The sequence below is a fragment of the Diaphorobacter sp. C33 genome (assembly GCF_030503915.1).
GTDB classification, from domain to species: Bacteria; Pseudomonadota; Gammaproteobacteria; order Burkholderiales; family Burkholderiaceae_C; genus Diaphorobacter; species Diaphorobacter nitroreducens.
This window is the reverse complement of sequence record NZ_CP129980.1, coordinates 343,620-362,540: the sequence shown is the minus strand read 5'-3', so window position 1 is coordinate 362,540 and position 18,921 is coordinate 343,620. Positions and strand designations below refer to the sequence as shown.

The following is an 18,921-nucleotide window of genomic DNA, read 5'->3' as shown; positions in this document are numbered from 1 at the left end:
CATCGCGCCGACTGGTGGCGAGCCCCCGCCGGGCGTAGCTGCGCCGTTGGCTGCCGACACCACCGCTTGGCAAGCAGCAAGGGCAAACCCCTAGCAATTCGACCTTGATCGGGGTCGCCTTACGACAGGCAATTCCGCATACTTTGTATACAGTTTTTGTATGGATTGCTGTGCGCAATGGCAGCCCTGTCCGGCACGGCGGAAGCCCCTTGAACAGCAAGCCAGGATTCCAAGGAACACCCATGTCCACGAACGTTCATCCGGTTGACGAAAAGCTGCCCTGGGGCCGCGCAGCCACGCTGGGTCTGCAACATGTGCTGGTGATGTACGCAGGCGCGGTGGCGGTGCCGCTCATCGTGGGGCGCGCGCTCAACCTGCCGCCCGAGCAGGTAGCGCACCTGATCTCTGCCGACCTCTTCGTCTGCGGGCTGGTCACGCTCATCCAGGCCTGGGGTGCCACGCAGTGGTTTGGCATCAAGCTGCCGGTGATGATGGGCGTGACCTTCGCGGCCGTGGCGCCCATGGTGTCGATGGCGCAGGCCACGGGCGGCCAGGCGGGCGCGGGGCTGATCTTCGGGGCGGTGATCGGGGCGGGCGTGGTCTCGATGCTCATCGCGCCGGTGATCAGCGGCCTGCTGCGGTTCTTTCCGCCGGTGGTCACGGGCACCATCATCGCGGTGATCGGCATCAGCCTGATGCGCGTGGGCATCAACTGGATCTTCGGCAACCCCGTAGGGCCCACGGCCCCGGCCGTGCCCAACCCGGAGCACCTCAAGTGGCTGGCCGAGGCGCAGGCCGCCGCCGGCGCGCCCGGCTCCTCGCTGCCGCCAGTGCCCAAGGGCTTCGCCGTGGTGCCCACGCTGCCCAACCCGCGCTATGCCGACCTGACAGGCGTGGGCATCTCGGGCGTCGTGCTACTCACCATCTTGCTGGTGGCGCGCTTTGGCAAAGGCTTCTGGGCCAACATCTCGGTGCTGCTGGGCATCATCGTGGGCGGGGTGGTCACTGCGTCCATGGGGCTGATGGACTTTCACAAGGTGGCCCAGGCCCAGTGGTTCGACATGGTGCTGCCATTCGAGATCGCGCTGCCGGTGTTCGACCCCATCCTGATCCTGACCATGACGCTGGTGATGATCGTCGTGATGATCGAGTCCACCGGCATGTTCCTGGCCCTGGGCGAGATGACGGGGCGCGAGATCTCGCGCGACGATCTCACGCGCGGCCTGCGCACCGACGGCCTGGGCACGCTGATCGGCGGCCTCTTCAACACCTTCCCGTACACCAGCTTCTCGCAGAACGTGGGGCTAGTGGCCGTCACCGGCGTCAAGAGCCGCTGGGTGTGCGTGGCGGGCGGCATGATCCTGATCGTGCTGGGCGTGCTGCCCAAGATGGCGGCGCTGATCGAGTCGCTGCCCACCGTGGTGCTGGGCGGCGCGGGGCTGGTGATGTTCGGCATGGTGGCGGCCACGGGCATCCGCATCCTGTCGAACGTGGACTTTCAGAAGAACCGCAACAACGCGATGATCGTGGCGGTGTCCATCGGGGTGGGCATGATCCCGCTGATCGCACCCAACTTCCGCCAGTGGATGCCCCATGCCATCCATCCGCTGATCGAATCCGGTATTCTGCTGGCCTCGATCACTGCCGTGGTCCTGAACATCTTCTTCAATGGAGCCAGCCGCGACACCTCTGCGGCCGTGCTCGCCGCCCGGCAGGCCGACGCCCACTGAACGTCGCCCTGCCCCGCGCCTTCCACCCGAAGGATCGCGCCCCGCGTGCCGTATGGCGCACGGGGCGCGGAAGGTTTGTTGACGTCCACGCAGGCTGCCGTGCAGGCCCTCTGTTTGCGTCAGCATGCAGTAAGCTTGTCCGGCCCGTGTTGGCCTGTTTTTTCGTGCACCGCACCATTCGTATTTCGTATGACCCAGCCCCTGTCTGCCGCTGAAGCGGCACTGCGCGAAGCCGCGCTCGAATACCACCGCAACATGACGCGCGGCAAGATCGCCGTCACGCCCACCAAGCCCCTGTCCAACCAGCGCGACCTGTCGCTGGCCTACTCGCCTGGCGTGGCCTATCCCTGCCTGGACATCCAGGCCGACCCGACCAAGGCGTTCGACTACACCTCGCGCGGCAACCTGGTGGGCGTGATCACCAATGGCACGGCCGTGCTGGGCCTGGGCGACATCGGCCCGCTGGCCGGCAAGCCGGTGATGGAGGGCAAGGGGTGCCTGTTCAAGAAGTTCGCCGGCGTGGACGTGTTCGACATCGAACTGGACGCACGCGACCCCGACAAGATCATCGAGATCGTGGCAGCACTCGAGCCCACCTTGGGCGGCATCAACCTCGAAGACATCAAGGCGCCCGAGTGCTTCTACATCGAGCGCGAGCTGTCCAAGCGCATGAACATTCCGGTGTTCCATGACGATCAGCATGGCACGGCCATCATCTCCAGCGCTGCGCTGCTCAATGGCCTGGAACTGGTGGGCAAGCAGATCGACCAGGTCAAGGTCGCCGTCTCGGGAGCGGGTGCCGCCGCCATTGCCTGCGTGGGCGTGATGGTGGGCCTGGGCGTGAAGGTGGAGAACATCTTCATGTGCGACTCCAAGGGCGTGATCTACGAAGGTCGCCCCGGCGGCTTCGATGAATCCAAGGCCCGCTACGCACAGAAGACCGACGCGCGCACGCTGGCCGACGCGGTCAACGGCGCCGACGTATTCCTGGGCTGCTCGGCCCCCGGCGTGCTCACGGCCGAGATGGTCAAGACCATGGCGGACAAGCCCATCATCCTGGCGCTGGCCAACCCCGAGCCCGAGATCCGCCCCGAACTGGCCAAGGCCGTGCGCCCGGACTGCATCATCGCCACCGGCCGCTCGGACTACCCCAACCAGGTCAACAACGTCCTGTGCTTCCCCTACATCTTCCGCGGCGCGCTGGACTGCGGCGCTACCAAGATCACCGAGGCCATGAAGCTGGCCTGCGTGCGCCAGATCGCCGCGCTGGCCAAGGAAAACATCAGCGAGGAAGTGGCTGCCGCCTATGCCGGTCAGGAGCTGACCTTCGGCCCCGATTACCTGATCCCCACGCCGTTTGACTCGCGCCTGATCCTCAAGATCGCCCCCGCCGTGGCGCAGGCAGCGCTGGAGTCGGGCGTGGCCAGTCGTCCCATCGAGGACATGGAGGCATACAAGGAGAGCCTGTCGCGCTTCGTGTACCAGACCGGCATCCTGATGCGCCCGGTGATCAACGCCGCCAAGACGCTGCCCAACGCGCAAAAACGCGTGGCCTATGCCGACGGCGAGGACGAGCGTGCGCTGCGCGCCGCGCAGTTTGCGATCGACGACCGTATCGCCCACCCGATCCTCATCGGACGCCCGGCGGTGATTGCCGCACGCATCGCCAAGGCCGGCCTGCGCATGCAGCCGGGCAAGGACGTGGAGATCTGCGACCCCTCGGACGACCCGCGGTTCCGCCAGTACTGGGAGGCCTACCACCAGCTCATGAAGCGTGACGGCGCCACGCCCGAGGTGGCCAAGGCAGCCGTGCGCCGCTCCAACACCATCATCGCCGCGCTGATGGTGAAGCTGGGCGATGCCGACGCAATGATCTGCGGCCTGGTGGGCACCTACGAGACGCACCTGGAACGCATCCACAGCATCCTGGGCCATGCACCCGGCGTGCAGCAATACGCCGCGCTGAACGCGCTGATGACGACCAACAACGGCACGCTGTTCATCGCTGACACCTACGTCAACGAAGACCCTACGGCAGAGCAGCTGGCCGACATCGCCTGGTCCTCGGTGCAGGAAGTGCAGCGCTTTGGCATTCCGCCGAAGGTGGCGTTCCTGTCGCACTCCAGCTTCGGCTCGTCCAAGCGCGCCTCGGCACGCAAGATGCGCGCAGCGCGCGACCTGTTCGTGGCCCGCCATCCCGAGATCGAATGCGATGGCGAGCTGCATGGCGACGCCGCGCTGGAGCCCAAGATCCGCAACAACTACCTGCCGGACTCCACGCTCACCGGCTCGGCCAACCTGCTGATCTGCCCGAACATCGACTCGGCCAACATCCTCTACAACGTGCTCAAGACCACGACCAGCGGCGGTGTCACCGTGGGCCCGATCCTCATGGGTACCTCGGCCACGGCGTACATCCTCACGCCCGCAGCCACCGTACGCCGGGTGTTGAACATGACCGCACTGGCCGTCGCCAGCAGCGCCGCGCGCCGCAAGTAAGCGCAGCGCACAGCAGGGCCGCCCGCCAGGCCATGGTGCGCGGCCCTTATTTTTTGACAAATCATTTGAATTCAAATGATTTGTTAGAATAACAAAATGTCTGCTGCCTCATCGTCCGATGCCGCCCGCCCCGCCAACCCCAAGCGCCTGCTGGGCGTGCGGCTCGTGGGCCTGGGCCGGCGTTGGCGCAAGACGCTGGACGCACAACTGGCCGCCGAAGGCCTGAGCGACGCCGTCTGGACGCCGCTGGTGCACCTGCACCGCCTGGGCGACGGCATCTCGCAGACCGAGCTGGCAGCCGCCGTGGGGCTGGACGGCTCCAGCCTGGTACGGCTGCTGGACGCATTGGCTGCCCAGGGACTGGTCGAGCGCCAGGCGCACGCGAGCGACCGCCGCATCAAGCTCGTGCATCTCACTGCCGCTGGCAAGCGCACGGCCAACGGCATCCGCAAGCGCCTTGCCGCCATCGAGGATGAGTTGCTGGCCGATCTGGACGAGGCCACCGCCCGCACCCTGCTGCAGGCCTTCGAGCAGATCGAAGCGCGCATTGCCAGCGCCCAGCACGAGGACTGATGCCATGGCGTTGCCAACCGGCCCTCTTCTTCCCAGCTCCCACGGCCACGCTCTGCGCCAGGCGTTGGCATCCGCGCGGCTGCGGGAGAGCCTGTCGCTGCAGCGCCCCGCCTCGTTGCGCAACGCCACGATTGCCGGCGCGCAGGTGGCGTTGGCGGTGATCCTGGTTGCCGGGCTGCTGCATGTCTCGCCCTGGGCCCAGGTGGCGGGCTTCGGCGGCCTGGGCGCTCTGGCGGCACTGTTCGGGCGCTTCGCGCCGCTGGCCCGCCGCCGCGGCGTCGTCCTCAGGGCCGGGGCGCTGCTGGTCATGCCCGTGGCGCTGCTGTCGCTGCTGGCCTGGTCGGGGCTGGGACCGGTAGCCATGCTGCTGGCCCTGTCGGGCATGGCAGGGCTGCTGGCATCACTGGCCCACCGCATGCAGATGGGCGCGCCGGGAGCGGTGATTTTCATCTTCGCGGCCAGCGCCGCGATCAGTCCGGTTGACAGCGCGCTGGTCCTGGCCGGGCGCGCCGGCGCCACCGTCCTGGGCGTGGCCGCCGCCTGGCTGTTGTGCCTGCTGACCGACCGCCTGCGCGACCTGGAAGTAGCACCGCCTGCCGCAACACCCGTCCAGGCAGCGGCGGGGGCACGCGCCCCGAAGCCCCTCACGCCGGGTTACGCACCCGTGCAGTCGGCACGCGTGGCGCTGTGCGCCGCGCTGGCCGCCCTGCTGGCACACGCCGCGGGCTGGGCGCACCCGGCTTGGGCGTCGATTGGCGCGGTGGCCGTGCTGCAAGGTGCGCACCTGCCGGGCACGGTGCACCGCGGCTGGCAGCGCACGCTGGGCACTGTGGTGGGCGCCGGCATCGCCTGGGTGATCCTCTCGTCCGAGCCATCGTTCTGGACGCTGCTGCTGGCCGTGGCCGTGCTGCAGGTGCTGACCGAGGCGGTGATCGGGTTCAACTACGCACTGGGCCAGATTTTCGTGACGCCGATGGCTCTGCTGATGACGAACATGGCGCACCATGGCGAAGCCGCGGAAATGGCACTGTCACGCATCTTCGATACCACCCTGGGCGCGGCGGTAGGGATTGTGTTGGCGCTGGTGCTGTCGTCGCTGGACGAGAGGGTGTACCTTGCGCACCACCATGGCCGCGCGCAGTGACTTAAGGTAAAAAAGGCACCTAGCGCCCGTCCAACAATCGCCAGCAGCTTCTTTTTTGATAGCAAAACAACAGATCAGCGAGCCCGTGTCCGCCGCTCGCTGGCCAGCGCCGCTGTGAACACAGCCAGGCCGCCCAGGCCCAGCAGCGCCCCCACCCAGCCGGTGGAAGTCCAGCCGCCGCCCGCTGCGATGGCCACACCGCCCAGCCAGGCCCCCAGCGCATTCGCAGCGTTGAAGGCCGAATGGTTGAGCGCGGCCGCCAGGGTCTGCGCATCGCCCGCCACGTCCATCAGACGGATCTGCAGCGCGGGACCGATGGCCACCACCGTACCCAGCAGGAAGACGGACAGCGCCGCCGTCAGCGGGTGGTGCGCCGCCGCGACGAACACCACCATCATCGCCACCGACCACCACAGCAGCTTGCCCACGGTGGGCATCAGTGCGCGGTCCGCCATGCGCGAGCCCACCAGGTTGCCCGCCACCATGCCCAAGCCAAACAGCGACAGCGTGAACGGCACCAGCGCCGCCGGCATGCCGGCCACTTCCAGTAGCGTGGGCTTGATGTAGCTGAACACCGCGAACATGCCGCCGAAGCCGATGGCGCCGATGCCCAGCGTGAACCACACCTGGCCCCGCGCCAGCGCGCCCAGTTCGCGCCAGGGGCTGGCGCCCTGCGGCGCGGGCATGTCGGGCACCCAGCGCCGCACCATGAACACCGCCGCCAGCGCGATGGCCCCCACAAACACGAAGGCCGCGCGCCAGCCCAGCAGACTGCCCAGCGCCGCCGCGATGGGCACACCCACCAGCGTCGCGCTGGTCAGCCCCAGCATCACCCAGCCCACGGCCCGGGCGCGCTCGCCCGGCCGTGACAGTGCCGCGGCCACCAGCGCCGCGACGCCGAAGTAGGTGCCGTGCGGCAGGCCGCTGACCAGCCGCAGCAGCCCCAGCGACGCATAAACTGGCGCCAGCGCCGACGCAAAGTTGCCCAGGGCGTAGACCGCCATCAGCGCCATGAGCAGCGCCCGCCGGCCCCAGTGCGCCGCCGCCACGGCCAGCACCGGCGCGCCCACCACCACGCCCAGCGCGTAGGCGCTGATCACGTGCCCGGCCTGCGGAATGCTCACCCCCAGGTCGAGCGCCACCTCGGGCAGCAGGCCCATGATGACGAACTCGCCGGTGCCGATGGCAAAGCCTCCCACGCCCATGGCCAGCACGGCGCGCACCAGCGTGCGCTCGTCCGCGGGGCTGGCGGCATCGGCATCGGCGGCGGGTGTGGCGGTGCTGGAAGTGGGTGTGCCAGAAACAGTCATGGAAGGCTCGGAAACCAGGGTTAACCCCAGGGCGCGCGACCATAGCACGCATGGCACTTCCCCGCCGGCGCACGGGCTTGGGGCGGCTGCACATACGCGATACAGGTGCTACGCTGCGGCGCAATGCCATCACAGGGCCGACCATGAACGCTGATTCCGCTTTTCAGGAGATCGCCCGCACCGTGCAGGTGCTGGCCTTTGACACCTTTGGCACGGTGGTGGACTGGCACGGCAGCATCGTGCGCGAAATGCAGCAGCACCACCCCCGCGTGGACGCCGACGCCTTCGCCCGCGCCTGGCGCGCGGGCTACCAGCCAGCGATGGCGCGGGTGATGAGCGGCGCGCAGGGCTGGACGCTGATCGACGCCCTGCACCGCCAGATCCTCGACGAAATCCTGCCGCGCTTTGGCCTGGCGCACCTGGGCGAGGAAGAGCGCGTGCACCTGAACCGCGTGTGGCACCGGCTCTCCCCGTGGCCCGACTGCGTGGCGGGGCTGACGCGGCTCAAACGCCGCTACACCATCACCACCCTGTCCAACGGCAACATCGGGTTGCTCACCCACATGGCCAAGCGCGCCGGCCTGCCCTGGGACTGCATCCTGAGCGCCGAGGTCTTTCGCGCCTACAAGCCCGATCCCGCCACCTACCTGGGCGTGGCCCGCGTGTTCGACCTGCCACCGCAGCAGGTGATGCTGGTGGCCGCCCACCACGACGATCTGGCGGGCGCGCGCGCCTGCGGCCTGCGCACGGCCTATATCGAGCGGCCGCTGGAGTTCGGCGCGGGCCACGCCAAGGATGTCTCGCCACGCCCAGGCAACGACCTGCACGCCCGCGACCTGCTGGACTTGGCGGACCAGTTGGGGGCGTAAAGGCTGTTTTGCGTGCGCAATGAAAAAAGGGCTGGCACCTGACGGCACCAGCCCTTGAGGCAGGAGGACCGACCTAGACAGCCGGGCCCGTGTTTTTGCCGGCTTACTGCTTGACGGCTTCGATCTGCGCCACGATGCGCACGTTCTTGGGGAAGCCGTACTGCACGCCGTAATCCACGCCGAAGGCCGTGCGATCGATCGTGGTCTCGAAGTCGCCGCCGCACACTTCACGCTTGAGCATCGGGCTGTCGTAGCAGGCGAACTGGTTGGCCTTCAGGGTGACGGGCTGCGTCTTGCCCTTGATGGTCAGGTTGCCCGACACGGCCGTGAGCTTGTCGCCCTCGAAGGTGAACTTGTCGCCCACGAACTTGGCGGTGGGGAATTTGGCGGCGTCAAAGATGTCCGCGCTCTGCAGGTGCTTGTCGAACGGCGCGGTACCGGTATTGACGGAGTCGATGTGCAGCGTCAGCTCCACCTTGCCGGTCTTGCCGGCCTTGTCGAACTGCACGGTGCCTTCCTTCTTGTCGAAGCGGCCGCGGTTCACGCTGGCGCCGAAGTGGCTGATCTCGAACGTGGCGAAAGTGTGCGTGGGGTCCACGGCGTACGTGGCGGGCTGGGCGTGCACGGCACCCGCGGTCAGGACAGCGGCGGCAGCGATGGTCAGGAAGGTGGAACGCATGTCGGTTTCTCCGTAGTAGAGGTTGGTGATTAAAAAGGGGAAGCGTTAAAGCTTGGGCACGCCGGTCAGGGCCAGCTTGAACTTGACCTGCACCTCGTCGGCCACCATGGACGTGTCGGCCCATTCGTTCTCGCCGATCTTGAACGCCAGGCGCTTGATGGCGAAGCTGCCCGCCGCGGTGGTGATGGCGCCGCTTTGGGTCAGGGTGACGGGCACCACGACGTCCTGCGCCGCGCCCTTGATGCTGAGCTTGCCGGCCACTTCGTACTTGCCCGCGCCCAGGGCCTTGATGGCGCTGGAATGGAACGTGGCCTGCGGGAACTTGGGCACGTTGAACCACACGGGCTTGGGCAGCTCGGCATCGGTTTCCTTCACGCCCAGCGTGGCACTGCCGGTATCCACCGTGAACGCCACCTTGCTGGTGGCGGGCTTGGCGGGGTCGAAAGCGACCTGGGCATCAAACTTCTTGAAGCGGCCCTCGACGGGCACGCCCATCTGCTTGCTCACGAAGACGATCTCGCTCTGCTCGGGCACGAGCTTTTGCTGCGCGAAGGCGCTGCCTGCGGCCAGCAGCGCGGCGCCGGCCAGTGCGATGCCAGCAAGACGGGGAAGGGACGACTGCATCATGGTGAATGCTCCATTCATGGATCAGGACAGGAAGAGAAACGGGCTCAGCCACGCGCCGGCAGCATGCGGCCTACCAGGCCGTCACGGTCGATAAGCTGGTGCTTGACGGCTGCCGCCACGTGCAACACGACCAGGGCGGTCAAGGCGTAGGCGCTGATGGCATGCAGGGGCTTGATGGCCTCCGCCAGGGCAGGGCTGACCGGCACAAAGTCAGGCAGCGGCACCAGGCCGAGAAAAACGATGGGAAAGCCCGCGGCCGAGCTGTAGGCCCAACCCACCAGCGGCACGATGAGGAACAGCGCATACATCAGGTAATGCACGCCATGGTGCGCGGCCTGCTGCCAGCGCGGCATGGCTGCCTGCACCGCCGCAGGCAATGCGGGCGGACGGTGGGTCAGGCGCCACAGCAGCCGCAGCACCGACAGCGCAAGGATGGCCACGCCCGCCCACTTGTGCCAGTTGTAGAGCTTCAGGCGCTGGGGCGAAAACGGCAGCCCCGTCATGTACCAGCCGACACAAATCACGGCCACGATGGACAGGCCCAGGATCCAGTGCAGGGCGATGGCGGTGGCGCCGTAGCGCGCGGGTCGTGGTGCGGAAGCGGTGGTCATACGGAATGGTGGCGGTAGAGGAACAGTGCGCGGCGATTGTGCGGATGGGACCCGCAGCAGAGACGGCGCTCTGGTGATGTGACGCAGTCTAGAGTGCGCTCCGTGCGGTAAGTTTCAACCGTATTGATGTTTCGATTCAAAATTTATGAACGACAGCGGTTAACCACGTTGGACAGGGGCCCTCGCGCACCCGCGTGCGCAGCAGGGCATGTCATGATTCGCGCATTGGCCTTCGCCACCTTTGCGTTCGCCGTCGCCGCACTTTCACCGCATCCCCATGACTCCTCCCTCCACTTCCGTCGTCTACGGCACCGAAGACGTGCTGGTCTCGCTGTGCAACTCCGTGACCCGTGTGCTGTCGGTCGCCACCCAGGGCCCCGTGCACTACTCAGGCATGGTGCAGCGCATCACCAAGACCTGCCTGAAGCCGGACATTGGCTGCTTCGTGCTGTTCGACGGCGGCTTCTCGGGGCTGGTGATCATCAATTTCTCGGCCGCCGCAGCCATGGAAATCTACGAGCGCTACATGCTCAGCATGGGCATGTCGGCGCAGGAGCTGGCCAGTTCTTTCACCTCTGACGAAGTCAGCAACGTCATGGGCGAACTGATGAACCAGGTGGTGGGTGACTTCACCGGCAAGGTGCGCCGCGAACTGCAGACTCACATCACGCAGAACCAGCCCAAGATGCTGGTGCTGAACCAACAGGTGGTGCTGAGCGTGGACGCCAACCTCGACCAGCCCGAGGCCCGCCGCGTGACCTTCTACACGGGCAGCAACAACATCTTCTATCTGGAACTGGCGATCGACCGCACACAGTTCATCAAGCTCTACGACTTCGAACCCCAGGACGCGCCCGACCCCGACGCACTCATGGCGCAGGCGGCAGCACCCGCGCCAGCGGCAGCCCCTGCCAGCGCAACGGATGCCGACACCGAGGCGCTGCTCCGGTCACTCGGGATGTAGCATCATTTTGCTATTAAAAATATAGCTTTTAGCACTTATCCGTAAAGCGCTAAAAGCCATTTTCACTCATAGTCCGCCCGCGTCCTACGACAAAGGAGGCCTGGTGCCGACGGCGCGCCCGCACACGCCTTCTAGGCTGGAAGCCATTTCCACAGCGGAGTGCCACCATGCCCCAACGCACCTGGAGCGCCAAACGCGAGCGCCAATACGAGCACATCAAGGACAGCCTGCTGGAGCGCGGCGAAAAGCGGGACACCGCCGAAGAAATCGCCGCACGCACCGTGAACAAGGAACGTGCCCAGCACGGCGAGGCCAAGCAGGCCGATCCCCACACACTGCAGGACACGCCCGCCCCGGTACGCGGAGGCCAGCGGTCGCACCAGGGCCCGCAAGGCCGCACGCGCGAGCAACTCTACGAGGACGCCCGCCGACGCGGCATCCCCGGGCGCTCCAAGATGAACAAAGCCCAACTGGCGGCTGCGCTAAAGCGCTGACTACGAGCCCCTACAGGGCCACACCACAAGCACCGCGCCGCCCCGCCACCCGCTTACAATAGGCGGCTTCGCGGAGACTTGGGTGAGTGGTTTAAACCAGCAGTCTTGAAAACTGCCGACGGGCAACCGTCCGTGAGTTCGAATCTCACAGTCTCCGCCACCGCCAGAAAAATCAGCGCCTCGCGAGGGCGCTTTTTTATGTCCATTCGGGGGCGGATGAAGCGGGTTTTCCAGGGTCACATACCAACCCGTGATGGGACAACTGCCTGTAGCCCTGCGTTCACAACATGGTGCGCAATGACTCGCCGGTAGCGCCTCCAGCAGCTTCAGGGGCGCGTGTGCCGAGTGACATGGTTCGCGTGCGCCTGGAACCACTTCTTTCATGGCCGGTGCGTGGTGCCCCTCCCGAAACACAACGGCCCCAAGACCGTTGCGCACCACATCTATGCCGCTGCAAAAAGCAACGCCAATGCGAGTACGGTACCGCCAACATAGGTACCCAGCGCCCCCACGGCACGGAAAGGGTTGGGACGCGCCAACGTGGCAGAAGCCAACACGCCGATCACCAACAGATAGCGCGACGCGGTCACGCCCACCATCACCCAGCTGACCCATTCCGCCGAACTCCGCTGACCCAGCAGGTAGATCAGAAGCGCCAGCATGGCTGCATATTCGGCAGTGTTGCCGTGGGCACGCACCGCCTTGGTCAGCGCATGGGCTGGATCGTCTGCCCCTGCGCACAGAATCCGAAACCGAGCGCGGGTCGCACTGACGTACAGGCCGCTCAGAAACAAAAGCAGCGCCAGCGCAGCTATGCAAAAAACAGCCACAGTCGAAGGTTGCATGGTGACTCCCCAAAGGTAGATAAAAACCCCGCCCACCGGCAACGTATGCCAGCCCGGTTACAGGCCCGTGGCGGAGTACCGTTCCAGTGCAGCGTCTTGTACGCAATGCCAGAGCGTCCTGGCACCTCATGGAAGTACCGCCGCTCGCCAGGAAGCGTTGCGGCGCCTTTCTACCATCGACACCTGTGGTGCCAAGCGGCGAGCGCATTCCGCGGTGCTCACTGCCCCATCAACACCATAGGTCGCCGGGCACCTCCCAGTCGCCGTCATGGACCAACCGGTGCCAGCGGCACGCGGCCGCGCTCGCGCTGCAGACAGAGGTTCTGGTCGGCGCTGGCGGTGCGCCCAACGGCGCGATAAAAGGCCGCGCGTTCGGCGGCGGTGTGGGCGTGGGGGCCGTTATGGCGTCTCGTTCAACCAATCGCGCTGCGCGGAAGTATCTTCCAACGCCAGCAGCGCACGCTTGCGCGGCAGGCCGCCGCCAAAGCCGGTCAAGCTGCCGTTGCTGCCGATCACCCGGTGGCAGGGCACGACGATGGAGACCTTGTTCTGCCCGTTGGCCCCAGCGACGGCGCGCGTGGCCGTGGGCTGGCCGATGGTCCGCGCCTGCTGTGCATAGCTGCGCGTCTCGCCGTAAGGGATGGCCAGCAGCGCCTGCCACGCGGCGATCTGGAATGGCGTGCCCACCAGGTCCAGCGGCACACCGAACACGCGGCGGCGGCGCCCGAAGTATTCCGCCAACTCACTGGCCAGCAGCACGGTGACCGCATTGCCCTTCTCATGTAGGGCCTTACCGCGAGCGGCCTGCACCTGGGCCAATTCACGCTCCACACCCGGCTGCCCCAGGAACTCCAGCAGACACAGCCCCCGGTCCGAAGCCACGGCCAGCATCTCGCCCAACGGGGTAGGCATGGTCTGCGCATACAGCATGGCGCGGCGCCCCCTCAGTCCTCGATGCCGCGCTGCGCGGGAATGCCCGCCTGGAACGCATGCTTGATGAGCTTCATCTCCGTCACCGTGTCGGCGATGGCGATGATTTCCTCGGGGCAGCGGCGGCCCGTCAGGCACACGTGCACGTCCTTGGGCCGCGCCGCCAGGGTGTCCAGCACCTCCTGCAGTGGCAGCCAGCCATAGATCAGGGGATAGGTGATTTCGTCGAGCACAACGAGGAAGTTCTCGCCCGACAGGATGGCCGCGCGGGCCTTGACCCAGCCGTCGCGCGCCAGTTGGGCGGAGTGGTCCAAGTCCTTGCTCTTCCAGCTGAAGCCGTCCCCCAGGCCTTCGATGGACAGGCCGATCTGCTCGAACATGCGGTGCTCGCCGAAGCGGGCGCTGGGCACCTTCATGAACTGGAAGACCTTCACGGCCTTGCCCCGGCCATGCGCGCGCAGCGCCAGGCCGAAGGCCGCCGTGCTCTTGCCCTTACCGTCGCCGGTGTTGACGATGACCAGGCCCCGGCGCTCGCCTTCGGCCTTGTCGTAGCGTTTCTCGGTGGGGGGAGTTTCAATCTGCATGCAATGCCTCAAGAAGAAGTTTTGGGAAATCAAGCCGTCGCGGGAAACGATGGAGCACGCCGCGCCTGGAAGGCCGCATGTGGCGCACCAACTGCAGCGCCAGCTCCTCCATCGAGAGGCCGGGTGGCACGCGCAGAACGGTAATGCGGCAGGCGCCAGCGCTGCCAAGCTTGCATGCGCATGGCGCCGCGCATCCACAGGGCACGGAGAAAGGCCAGCGCCACCCGCACGGGTACGGGCCACAGCAGCACCTGCGCGACCTGGGCAAAACCGGCGTCCAAATTCATGCGTTCACACTCCATGCCCTCTGCGGTTGGCCGCCCGTCGCAAGGGGTTCAAGGGAAAAGGGGCGCAGCGCGTTCACCGCTCCATGCGGGGCAGCGCCATCCACAGGCCGTCGATCTCGCGCACCTGGATGCGCCGCTCGAACACCTGCTCCAGCGCGGCGTGCGTGGCCGTGCTCTGGCATGGCCCGTGGTGCACCACGCCGCCGGCGGCCATGATGAGCATGTCGTCGGCCTGCAGCGCGATGGATACCTCGTGCAGCACGCTGACCACGGTACCGCCCTGCCCCACCAGGTCGCGCACGGTGTGCAGCCAATCGGTCTGGTGCGGCGGGTCCAGGTTGGCCAGGGGTTCGTCCATGAGCAGCACCGGCGCCTGCACGGCCAGCGCGCGCGCCAGCAGCACGCGCTGGCGCTCGCCTCCCGACAGTTCCGACAGCGGACGGTCGCGCCAGTCCCACGCCTGGGTGGTGTGCAGCGCCTGCTGCACGGCGGCATGGTCGGCATCGCTGGCCGGCGCCATCCAGGCACGGTGCGGCAGACGGCCGAGCATGGCCACGTCGTAGGCGGGCAGGTCTTCGGCGGCGGACTCGTTCTGGCCCAGCCATGCCAGTTGGCGGGCGCGCTCGCGCGCGGGAATGTCGGCCAGCGCGCGGCCCAGCAACTGCACCCGCCCTTGCACACGCGCATGGCGCAGCAGGCCTGCCAGCACCTTGAGCAGCGTGGACTTGCCCGCACCATTGGGGCCGACCACGCTGGTCCAGCGGCCAGCGGGCAGGTCCAGGTCAATGCCGCGCAATATAGAGGCATTTGCGATACTGGCGCTTATCTGGCGTGCGCTAACAGCTATGTTCTTCATAGCGAGCTTCCCAACACCCGGCGGTGCATGAGCCACAGCAGGTAGCTGCCGCCCAGCGCGGCGGTGAGCACGCCCACGGGCAGTTCCTGCGGCGCCACCACCCAACGCGCCAGGATGTCGGCGGCCAGCAGCAGCACCGCGCCCATCAGGCTGGACAGCCATACATGCCACTGGTGGGTGACGCGCGCGATCGAGCGCACGAGGTGCGGCGCCGCCAGCCCGACGAAGGCAATCAGCCCAGTGTGCGCCACGGCCGTGCCGGTGGCCAGGGCCAGCGCCAGCACCAGCCCCGCGCGCATGGGCACGATGGGCAGGCCCAGGCTGGCGGCCGTGGCTTCGCCCAGCATCAACCCGTCCAGCAGCCGCGACAACGCCCAGGCCGTGGCGGCACACAGCAGCCAGCCGCCAGCCATGATGGCGCAGGCCTGCCAGCCCACGAAGGCCGAACTGCCCATGGTGAAGACCTGCATCGGCTCCAGAATGGCGGGCTGCGCCACCTGGATCAGGTCGCGCGCAGCGCCAAGCACCACGCCCACGATTACGCCCGCCAGCAGCAGGCGCAGCGTGTGTTGCACACCACGCGCCAACACCAGCGTCAGCAGCACGGCGCCCGCAGCACCCGCGAAGGCCAAGCCCGTCACGCCCAGTCGCGCCAGCCAGCTCGCCGTGCTGGGCGACACACCCAGAACGGCCATGGCCACGGCGCCGCCCAGCGCCGCGCCCGACGCGCTGCCCAGCAGGTACGGGTCGGCCAGCGGGTTGCGAAAGAGCCCCTGGGCAATGGCGCCCGCCAGCCCCAGCAGCGCGCCGGCCAACCATGCGCCCAGTGTGCGCGGCAGGCGGATGTCCCACACGATCTGCTGCGCCAGCGGGTCGCCGCGCAGGTTCAGCAAGCTGCCAAAGCCCGTGCTGCCGACGCTGGCGCCGAGCAGCAGCAGCGCCACGCTGGCGGCCAGCAGCCACAGGCCCAGCCAGCGCGCGCGGCGGCCGCTGGCGTCGGGGTGTAAGGAGGTGGCATAGGTTGCTGGCATGGCGGTGGTCGCCATCATGGTAGAGGGCTGCGGGAGGCGCGCGCTCATTCGTACTTCTCCGCCAGGCAGCGGGCCATGATGCGCGCGGCCTCAGCCATGCGCGGGCCGGGGCGCACCACCACGTCTGACAGTTCGGGACCGAAGTCGCACACGCGGCCCGCCTTGACCGCGGCCAGGTGGTTCCACCCCGGGTATTGGGTCATGGGCTGCATGCTGCGGTTGGCCACCATCAATACGTCGGGCTGTGCGCGCAGGACGAACTCGGGATTGAGGCGCGGAAAGGGCCCCAGCTCGGGCGGGACCACGTTGCGCGCGCCCAGGCGCACCAGCGTCTCGCCGATGAACGAACTGGCCCCCGCCGCATAGGGGCCGCGGCTGACCTCGAAGAACACCCGCGCCCCGCGCGCGCGCTGCGGCAGCGACTGCGCGGCGGCCTGCACGGCGGCATCGATCACGCGCCACACGCGCTCCGCGCCGTGCTCCGGGGGAACGGCCAGCAGTTCACCCAGCACCCCCAGCACGCGGCGCACGTCCGCATGGGTCTTGTGGTCCAGCGCCAGCACCTTCACGCCCAGCGCCTCCAGCCGGTCGCTGACGCGGCTGCTGACCGACAGCAGTACCACGTCCGGGCGCAGTGCGACGATGGCCTCGATGTTCGGGTCCAGCCCGCCGCCCACCTGGGGCAGGCGCCGCACGGACGCGGGCCAGTTGGAGTAGCGGTCCACCCCCACCAGGCGCTCACAGCGCTGCAGCTCGCACACGCTCTCGGTCAGCGACGGCAGCAGGCTCACGATGCGCTGGGGCGGCTGGTCGAATCGCAGCGCGCGGCCCCGGTCGTCGGTGATGGTCACCGCGTGGGCGCTGGGCAAGGCCAGCAGCAGGCCCAGCAGCCAGCCGGCGGCAGCAAGCTGGCGGCGCCAGCGAAGAGGCATCATGGTGCGTCCTTCAGGGTAAGCGGCAGGCCCGCCGCCATCAGCGTGACGCGCTGGCAGGCTGCCGCCGCGCGCTGGTTCAGGGCGCCCAGCGCGTCCACGAAGGCGCGCACTTCGCGCCCCAGGGGGATCACGCCCAGGCCGATCTCGTTGCCCACCAGCACCACGGGGCCGGGCGCGTGCGTCAACGCTTCAAAAAAGTGAGCTGCCTGCGCTTGCCAATCGCGCGCTAGAGGCTGTTTTTGCTCTACATCTTGGGGTTCGGCCGGCATGAGCCAGTTGGTGAGCCACAGGGTGAGGCAGTCCACGACGATCAGGGTCTGTGGGGTGCTGTGGCACACCAGGGCGTGAGCCAGATCGCGCGGCTCTTCCTCGGTCTGCAGGCCGGGCACACGCTCGGCACGCTCGCGCTGGTGGCGGGCAATGCGCGCACGCATCTCGTCGTCCCACGGCTGGCCGGTGGCCAGCAGCAGCGCGCGGTGTGCCAGCGCGGCCTGCAGCCACTGGCGCGCCAGCAGTTCGGCGCGGCGCGACTTGCCGCTCTTTTGCCCACCCAGGATGAGTTCACTGCGGGCGATGGTCTGCGGCGCCGCGTTCATGGCCCCGCCTCCGCGCCCAGCAAAGCTGCGGTCGCCTGCGGGCTGGACGCAAACCATGCGTGAAAGTAGCTCGCGTGGATGCTGCCGTGGCGGTACACGGCTTCACCGCCGTCCGGTGCCCTTGCGTGATCGGGACGCTGGGCGTGTGCGCACACGGCGGCCGGGCTGTCGGTGACCGAGTAGTGAAAGGTGTGGCCGCGCAACTCATGCGTGCCCATGCGCAGCGCGCGCGGCCCCAGCGCGGCCAGGCGCCGCTGCATGGTGGCATGACCCGGCAGCAGCCCCCACAGGGGCACGCGGCGCCCGTCGGCCAAGGTGATGGACTCCAGCAGCGCCATCATGCCGCCGCACTCCGCCCACACGGGCCGACCCGCCGCCACGTGCGCCTGCAGGCTGTCGCGCAAGGCCGTATTGGCGGCCAGCGCATCGGCGTGCAGCTCGGGGTAGCCGCCGGGCAGCCACAGCGCGTCGCAGGCTGGCAGCGCAGCGTCGCACAGCGGCGAAAAGCGCACCACGCGCGCGCCCAGCTGCTGCAGGGTATCGATGTTGGCTTCGTAGATGAAGCAGAAAGCCTCATCCGCCGCCACGGCCACGGTGCGGCCGGCCAGCAGCGGCGTGATGGCGGCACGGCCCACGGGCGTGCCGCCAAAGTCCACCGCCCAGCGCTGCAGGTCCGCGGCGGACATGCGGCCCAGGGGCGTGACGGCCAGCGCATCGGCCACGGCGTCCAGCCGCTGCAGGGCATCGGGCAGTTCGTGCGCTGCCACCAGTCCCAGGTGCCGCTCGGGCAGAAGGCCACCAGGCTCCCTGCCGCCCGCAGCATCACCCACGACCCGTGGCAGCGCACCCAGCCAGTCCGCAGCGTCGGCCAAGCCGTCCCGCAGCATCTGCGCATGGCGGTCGCCCGCCACGCGGTTGGCCAAGACACCGGCCCATGGCAGGCCCGCACGGTAGTGCCGCAGCCCATGCACGATGGCGCCCAGCGTGCCCCCCATGGCAGAGGCATCCACCACCGCAAGCACCGGTATGCCGAAGCGCTGCGCCAGGTCGCCCACGCTGTGCTCGCCGTCGAACAACCCCATCACCCCTTCGATGAGCAGCAGGTCTGCTTCGGCCGCCGCGGCGCGCAGGCGCTGCGCGCAATCTGCCGCGCCGGTCATCCACAGATCGAGCTGGTGCACGGGGGCGCCGCTGGCCAATTGGTGCCAGTGCGGGTCCAGGAAGTCGGGCCCACACTTGAACACCCGCACGCGCCGGCCTTGGCGTGTGTGCAGGCGCGCCAAAGCGGCGGTGACGGTGGTCTTGCCCTGCCCAGAGGCGGGCGCGGCGATGACCAGGGCGGGACAGCGGCTCATGG

At 67.9% G+C, this 18,921-nt stretch carries 20 protein-coding genes and 1 tRNA gene; 8 read left to right on the top strand and 13 right to left on the bottom strand.

The genetic code is table 11. From position 1 onward, the window contains the following. Nucleotides 1-242 precede the first annotated feature (242 nt). The 4 genes from QY917_RS01765 (at nt 243) to QY917_RS01750 (ending at nt 5,946) form a co-directional block, all read left to right on the top strand. A complete protein-coding gene (locus tag QY917_RS01765) occupies nt 243-1,730 on the top strand; it encodes a nucleobase:cation symporter-2 family protein (RefSeq protein WP_015912744.1) in 1,488 nt (495 codons plus the stop codon). A gap of 189 nt (nt 1,731-1,919) precedes the next feature. Continuing rightward, nucleotides 1,920-4,229 (top strand): NADP-dependent malic enzyme, encoded by a 2,310-nt coding sequence (locus QY917_RS01760; protein WP_015912743.1) that lies wholly within the window; start codon nt 1,920-1,922, stop codon nt 4,227-4,229. Between the two features lie 96 nt (nt 4,230-4,325). Further along, nucleotides 4,326-4,802 carry a MarR family winged helix-turn-helix transcriptional regulator gene (locus QY917_RS01755; RefSeq protein ID WP_123675186.1) on the top strand — a complete coding sequence of 159 codons (477 nt, stop codon included), beginning with the start codon at nt 4,326-4,328 and terminating at the stop codon, nt 4,800-4,802. A gap of 4 nt (nt 4,803-4,806) precedes the next feature. Next, a complete protein-coding gene (locus QY917_RS01750; RefSeq protein WP_123675185.1) occupies nt 4,807-5,946 on the top strand; it encodes an FUSC family protein in 1,140 nt (379 codons plus the stop codon). A 74-nt stretch (nt 5,947-6,020) separates the two neighbouring features. Here QY917_RS01750 and QY917_RS01745 read toward each other — a convergent pair whose 3' ends face one another. Then, on the bottom strand, nt 6,021-7,256 hold the full coding sequence (locus tag QY917_RS01745) for an MFS transporter (RefSeq protein ID WP_123675184.1): 1,236 nt from the start codon (nt 7,254-7,256) through the stop codon (nt 6,021-6,023). A 143-nt stretch (nt 7,257-7,399) separates the two neighbouring features. Here QY917_RS01745 and QY917_RS01740 point away from each other — a divergent pair, with 143 nt between their 5' ends. Continuing rightward, the gene (locus QY917_RS01740) at nt 7,400-8,125 is read left to right on the top strand and encodes a haloacid dehalogenase type II (RefSeq protein WP_123675183.1); all 726 of its coding nucleotides are present in this window, start codon (nt 7,400-7,402) and stop codon (nt 8,123-8,125) included. 103 nt (nt 8,126-8,228) lie between these two features. Here QY917_RS01740 and QY917_RS01735 read toward each other — a convergent pair whose 3' ends face one another. Genes QY917_RS01735 through QY917_RS01725 form a run of 3 tightly spaced genes read right to left on the bottom strand, consistent with a single transcriptional unit; the run spans nt 8,229 to nt 10,042 of the window. After that, the gene (locus tag QY917_RS01735; RefSeq protein ID WP_123675182.1) at nt 8,229-8,804 is read right to left on the bottom strand and encodes a YceI family protein; all 576 of its coding nucleotides are present in this window, start codon (nt 8,802-8,804) and stop codon (nt 8,229-8,231) included. Between the two features lie 45 nt (nt 8,805-8,849). Next, entirely contained in the window at nt 8,850-9,428 is a 579-nt protein-coding gene (locus tag QY917_RS01730; protein ID WP_302079262.1) for a YceI family protein, read from the bottom strand. A 47-nt stretch (nt 9,429-9,475) separates the two neighbouring features. Continuing rightward, entirely contained in the window at nt 9,476-10,042 is a 567-nt protein-coding gene (locus tag QY917_RS01725) for a cytochrome b (protein ID WP_047350797.1), read from the bottom strand. Nucleotides 10,043-10,319: 277 nt separating this feature from the next. Here QY917_RS01725 and QY917_RS01720 point away from each other — a divergent pair, with 277 nt between their 5' ends. The 3 genes from QY917_RS01720 (at nt 10,320) to QY917_RS01710 (ending at nt 11,660) form a co-directional block, all read left to right on the top strand. Then, nucleotides 10,320-11,006 carry a DUF3334 family protein gene (locus tag QY917_RS01720; protein ID WP_011804539.1) on the top strand — a complete coding sequence of 229 codons (687 nt, stop codon included), beginning with the start codon at nt 10,320-10,322 and terminating at the stop codon, nt 11,004-11,006. Nucleotides 11,007-11,173: 167 nt separating this feature from the next. Further along, a complete protein-coding gene (locus QY917_RS01715) occupies nt 11,174-11,500 on the top strand; it encodes a hypothetical protein (protein WP_015912735.1) in 327 nt (108 codons plus the stop codon). Nucleotides 11,501-11,572: 72 nt separating this feature from the next. After that, a tRNA-Ser gene (locus QY917_RS01710) sits at nt 11,573-11,660 on the top strand. A gap of 283 nt (nt 11,661-11,943) precedes the next feature. Here the strand turns inward: QY917_RS01710 and QY917_RS01705 are convergent. From QY917_RS01705 to QY917_RS01665, 9 genes are all read right to left on the bottom strand, one after another. Beyond that, nucleotides 11,944-12,345, bottom strand: a complete 402-nt coding sequence (locus tag QY917_RS01705; RefSeq protein ID WP_123675180.1) for an MAPEG family protein — start codon at nt 12,343-12,345, stop codon at nt 11,944-11,946. Nucleotides 12,346-12,744: 399 nt separating this feature from the next. Then, the gene (locus QY917_RS01700) at nt 12,745-13,257 is read right to left on the bottom strand and encodes a methylated-DNA--[protein]-cysteine S-methyltransferase (protein WP_302078342.1); all 513 of its coding nucleotides are present in this window, start codon (nt 13,255-13,257) and stop codon (nt 12,745-12,747) included. Nucleotides 13,258-13,289: 32 nt separating this feature from the next. Continuing rightward, nucleotides 13,290-13,859, bottom strand: a complete 570-nt coding sequence (gene cobO / locus QY917_RS01695) for a cob(I)yrinic acid a,c-diamide adenosyltransferase (RefSeq protein ID WP_123675178.1) — start codon at nt 13,857-13,859, stop codon at nt 13,290-13,292. A gap of 29 nt (nt 13,860-13,888) precedes the next feature. After that, nucleotides 13,889-14,146, bottom strand: a complete 258-nt coding sequence (locus tag QY917_RS01690; RefSeq protein WP_148060994.1) for a hypothetical protein — start codon at nt 14,144-14,146, stop codon at nt 13,889-13,891. Nucleotides 14,147-14,219: 73 nt separating this feature from the next. After that, a complete protein-coding gene (locus QY917_RS01685) occupies nt 14,220-15,002 on the bottom strand; it encodes an ABC transporter ATP-binding protein (RefSeq protein ID WP_123675176.1) in 783 nt (260 codons plus the stop codon). Next, nucleotides 14,999-16,048 carry an iron ABC transporter permease gene (locus QY917_RS01680; protein WP_162844522.1) on the bottom strand — a complete coding sequence of 350 codons (1,050 nt, stop codon included), beginning with the start codon at nt 16,046-16,048 and terminating at the stop codon, nt 14,999-15,001. The genes QY917_RS01685 and QY917_RS01680 overlap by 4 nt, the downstream gene beginning before the upstream one ends. 29 nt (nt 16,049-16,077) lie before the next feature. After that, complete coding sequence (locus QY917_RS01675) at nt 16,078-16,968, bottom strand: ABC transporter substrate-binding protein (RefSeq protein WP_123675174.1); 891 nt, start codon at nt 16,966-16,968, stop codon at nt 16,078-16,080. Beyond that, nucleotides 16,965-17,564, bottom strand: coding sequence for a bifunctional adenosylcobinamide kinase/adenosylcobinamide-phosphate guanylyltransferase (locus QY917_RS01670; protein ID WP_123675173.1), 600 nt, complete (start codon nt 17,562-17,564; stop codon nt 16,965-16,967). The genes QY917_RS01675 and QY917_RS01670 overlap by 4 nt, the downstream gene beginning before the upstream one ends. After that, entirely contained in the window at nt 17,561-18,919 is a 1,359-nt protein-coding gene (locus tag QY917_RS01665; protein ID WP_123675172.1) for a cobyrinate a,c-diamide synthase, read from the bottom strand. Before QY917_RS01665 ends, QY917_RS01670 begins: the two co-directional genes overlap by 4 nt. Nucleotides 18,920-18,921 lie beyond the last annotated feature (2 nt).

Bases quoted from the DNA above. Each gene is read 5' to 3' on its own strand.
- QY917_RS01765 (WP_015912744.1), top strand. From the start codon at position 243: ATGTCCACGAACGTTCATCCGGTTGACGAAAAGCTGCCCTGGGGCCGC.
- QY917_RS01760 (WP_015912743.1), top strand. From the start codon at position 1,920: ATGACCCAGCCCCTGTCTGCCGCTGAAGCGGCACTGCGCGAAGCCGCG.
- QY917_RS01755 (WP_123675186.1), top strand. From the start codon at position 4,326: ATGTCTGCTGCCTCATCGTCCGATGCCGCCCGCCCCGCCAACCCCAAG.
- QY917_RS01750 (WP_123675185.1), top strand. From the start codon at position 4,807: ATGGCGTTGCCAACCGGCCCTCTTCTTCCCAGCTCCCACGGCCACGCT.
- QY917_RS01745 (WP_123675184.1), bottom strand. From the start codon at position 7,256: ATGACTGTTTCTGGCACACCCACTTCCAGCACCGCCACACCCGCCGCC.
- QY917_RS01740 (WP_123675183.1), top strand. From the start codon at position 7,400: ATGAACGCTGATTCCGCTTTTCAGGAGATCGCCCGCACCGTGCAGGTG.
- QY917_RS01735 (WP_123675182.1), bottom strand. From the start codon at position 8,804: ATGCGTTCCACCTTCCTGACCATCGCTGCCGCCGCTGTCCTGACCGCG.
- QY917_RS01730 (WP_302079262.1), bottom strand. From the start codon at position 9,428: ATGCAGTCGTCCCTTCCCCGTCTTGCTGGCATCGCACTGGCCGGCGCC.
- QY917_RS01725 (WP_047350797.1), bottom strand. From the start codon at position 10,042: ATGACCACCGCTTCCGCACCACGACCCGCGCGCTACGGCGCCACCGCC.
- QY917_RS01720 (WP_011804539.1), top strand. From the start codon at position 10,320: ATGACTCCTCCCTCCACTTCCGTCGTCTACGGCACCGAAGACGTGCTG.
- QY917_RS01715 (WP_015912735.1), top strand. From the start codon at position 11,174: ATGCCCCAACGCACCTGGAGCGCCAAACGCGAGCGCCAATACGAGCAC.
- QY917_RS01705 (WP_123675180.1), bottom strand. From the start codon at position 12,345: ATGCAACCTTCGACTGTGGCTGTTTTTTGCATAGCTGCGCTGGCGCTG.
- QY917_RS01700 (WP_302078342.1), bottom strand. From the start codon at position 13,257: ATGCCTACCCCGTTGGGCGAGATGCTGGCCGTGGCTTCGGACCGGGGG.
- cobO (WP_123675178.1), bottom strand. From the start codon at position 13,859: ATGCAGATTGAAACTCCCCCCACCGAGAAACGCTACGACAAGGCCGAA.
- QY917_RS01690 (WP_148060994.1), bottom strand. From the start codon at position 14,146: ATGAATTTGGACGCCGGTTTTGCCCAGGTCGCGCAGGTGCTGCTGTGG.
- QY917_RS01685 (WP_123675176.1), bottom strand. From the start codon at position 15,002: ATGAAGAACATAGCTGTTAGCGCACGCCAGATAAGCGCCAGTATCGCA.
- QY917_RS01680 (WP_162844522.1), bottom strand. From the start codon at position 16,048: ATGGCGACCACCGCCATGCCAGCAACCTATGCCACCTCCTTACACCCC.
- QY917_RS01675 (WP_123675174.1), bottom strand. From the start codon at position 16,968: ATGATGCCTCTTCGCTGGCGCCGCCAGCTTGCTGCCGCCGGCTGGCTG.
- QY917_RS01670 (WP_123675173.1), bottom strand. From the start codon at position 17,564: ATGAACGCGGCGCCGCAGACCATCGCCCGCAGTGAACTCATCCTGGGT.
- QY917_RS01665 (WP_123675172.1), bottom strand. From the start codon at position 18,919: ATGAGCCGCTGTCCCGCCCTGGTCATCGCCGCGCCCGCCTCTGGGCAG.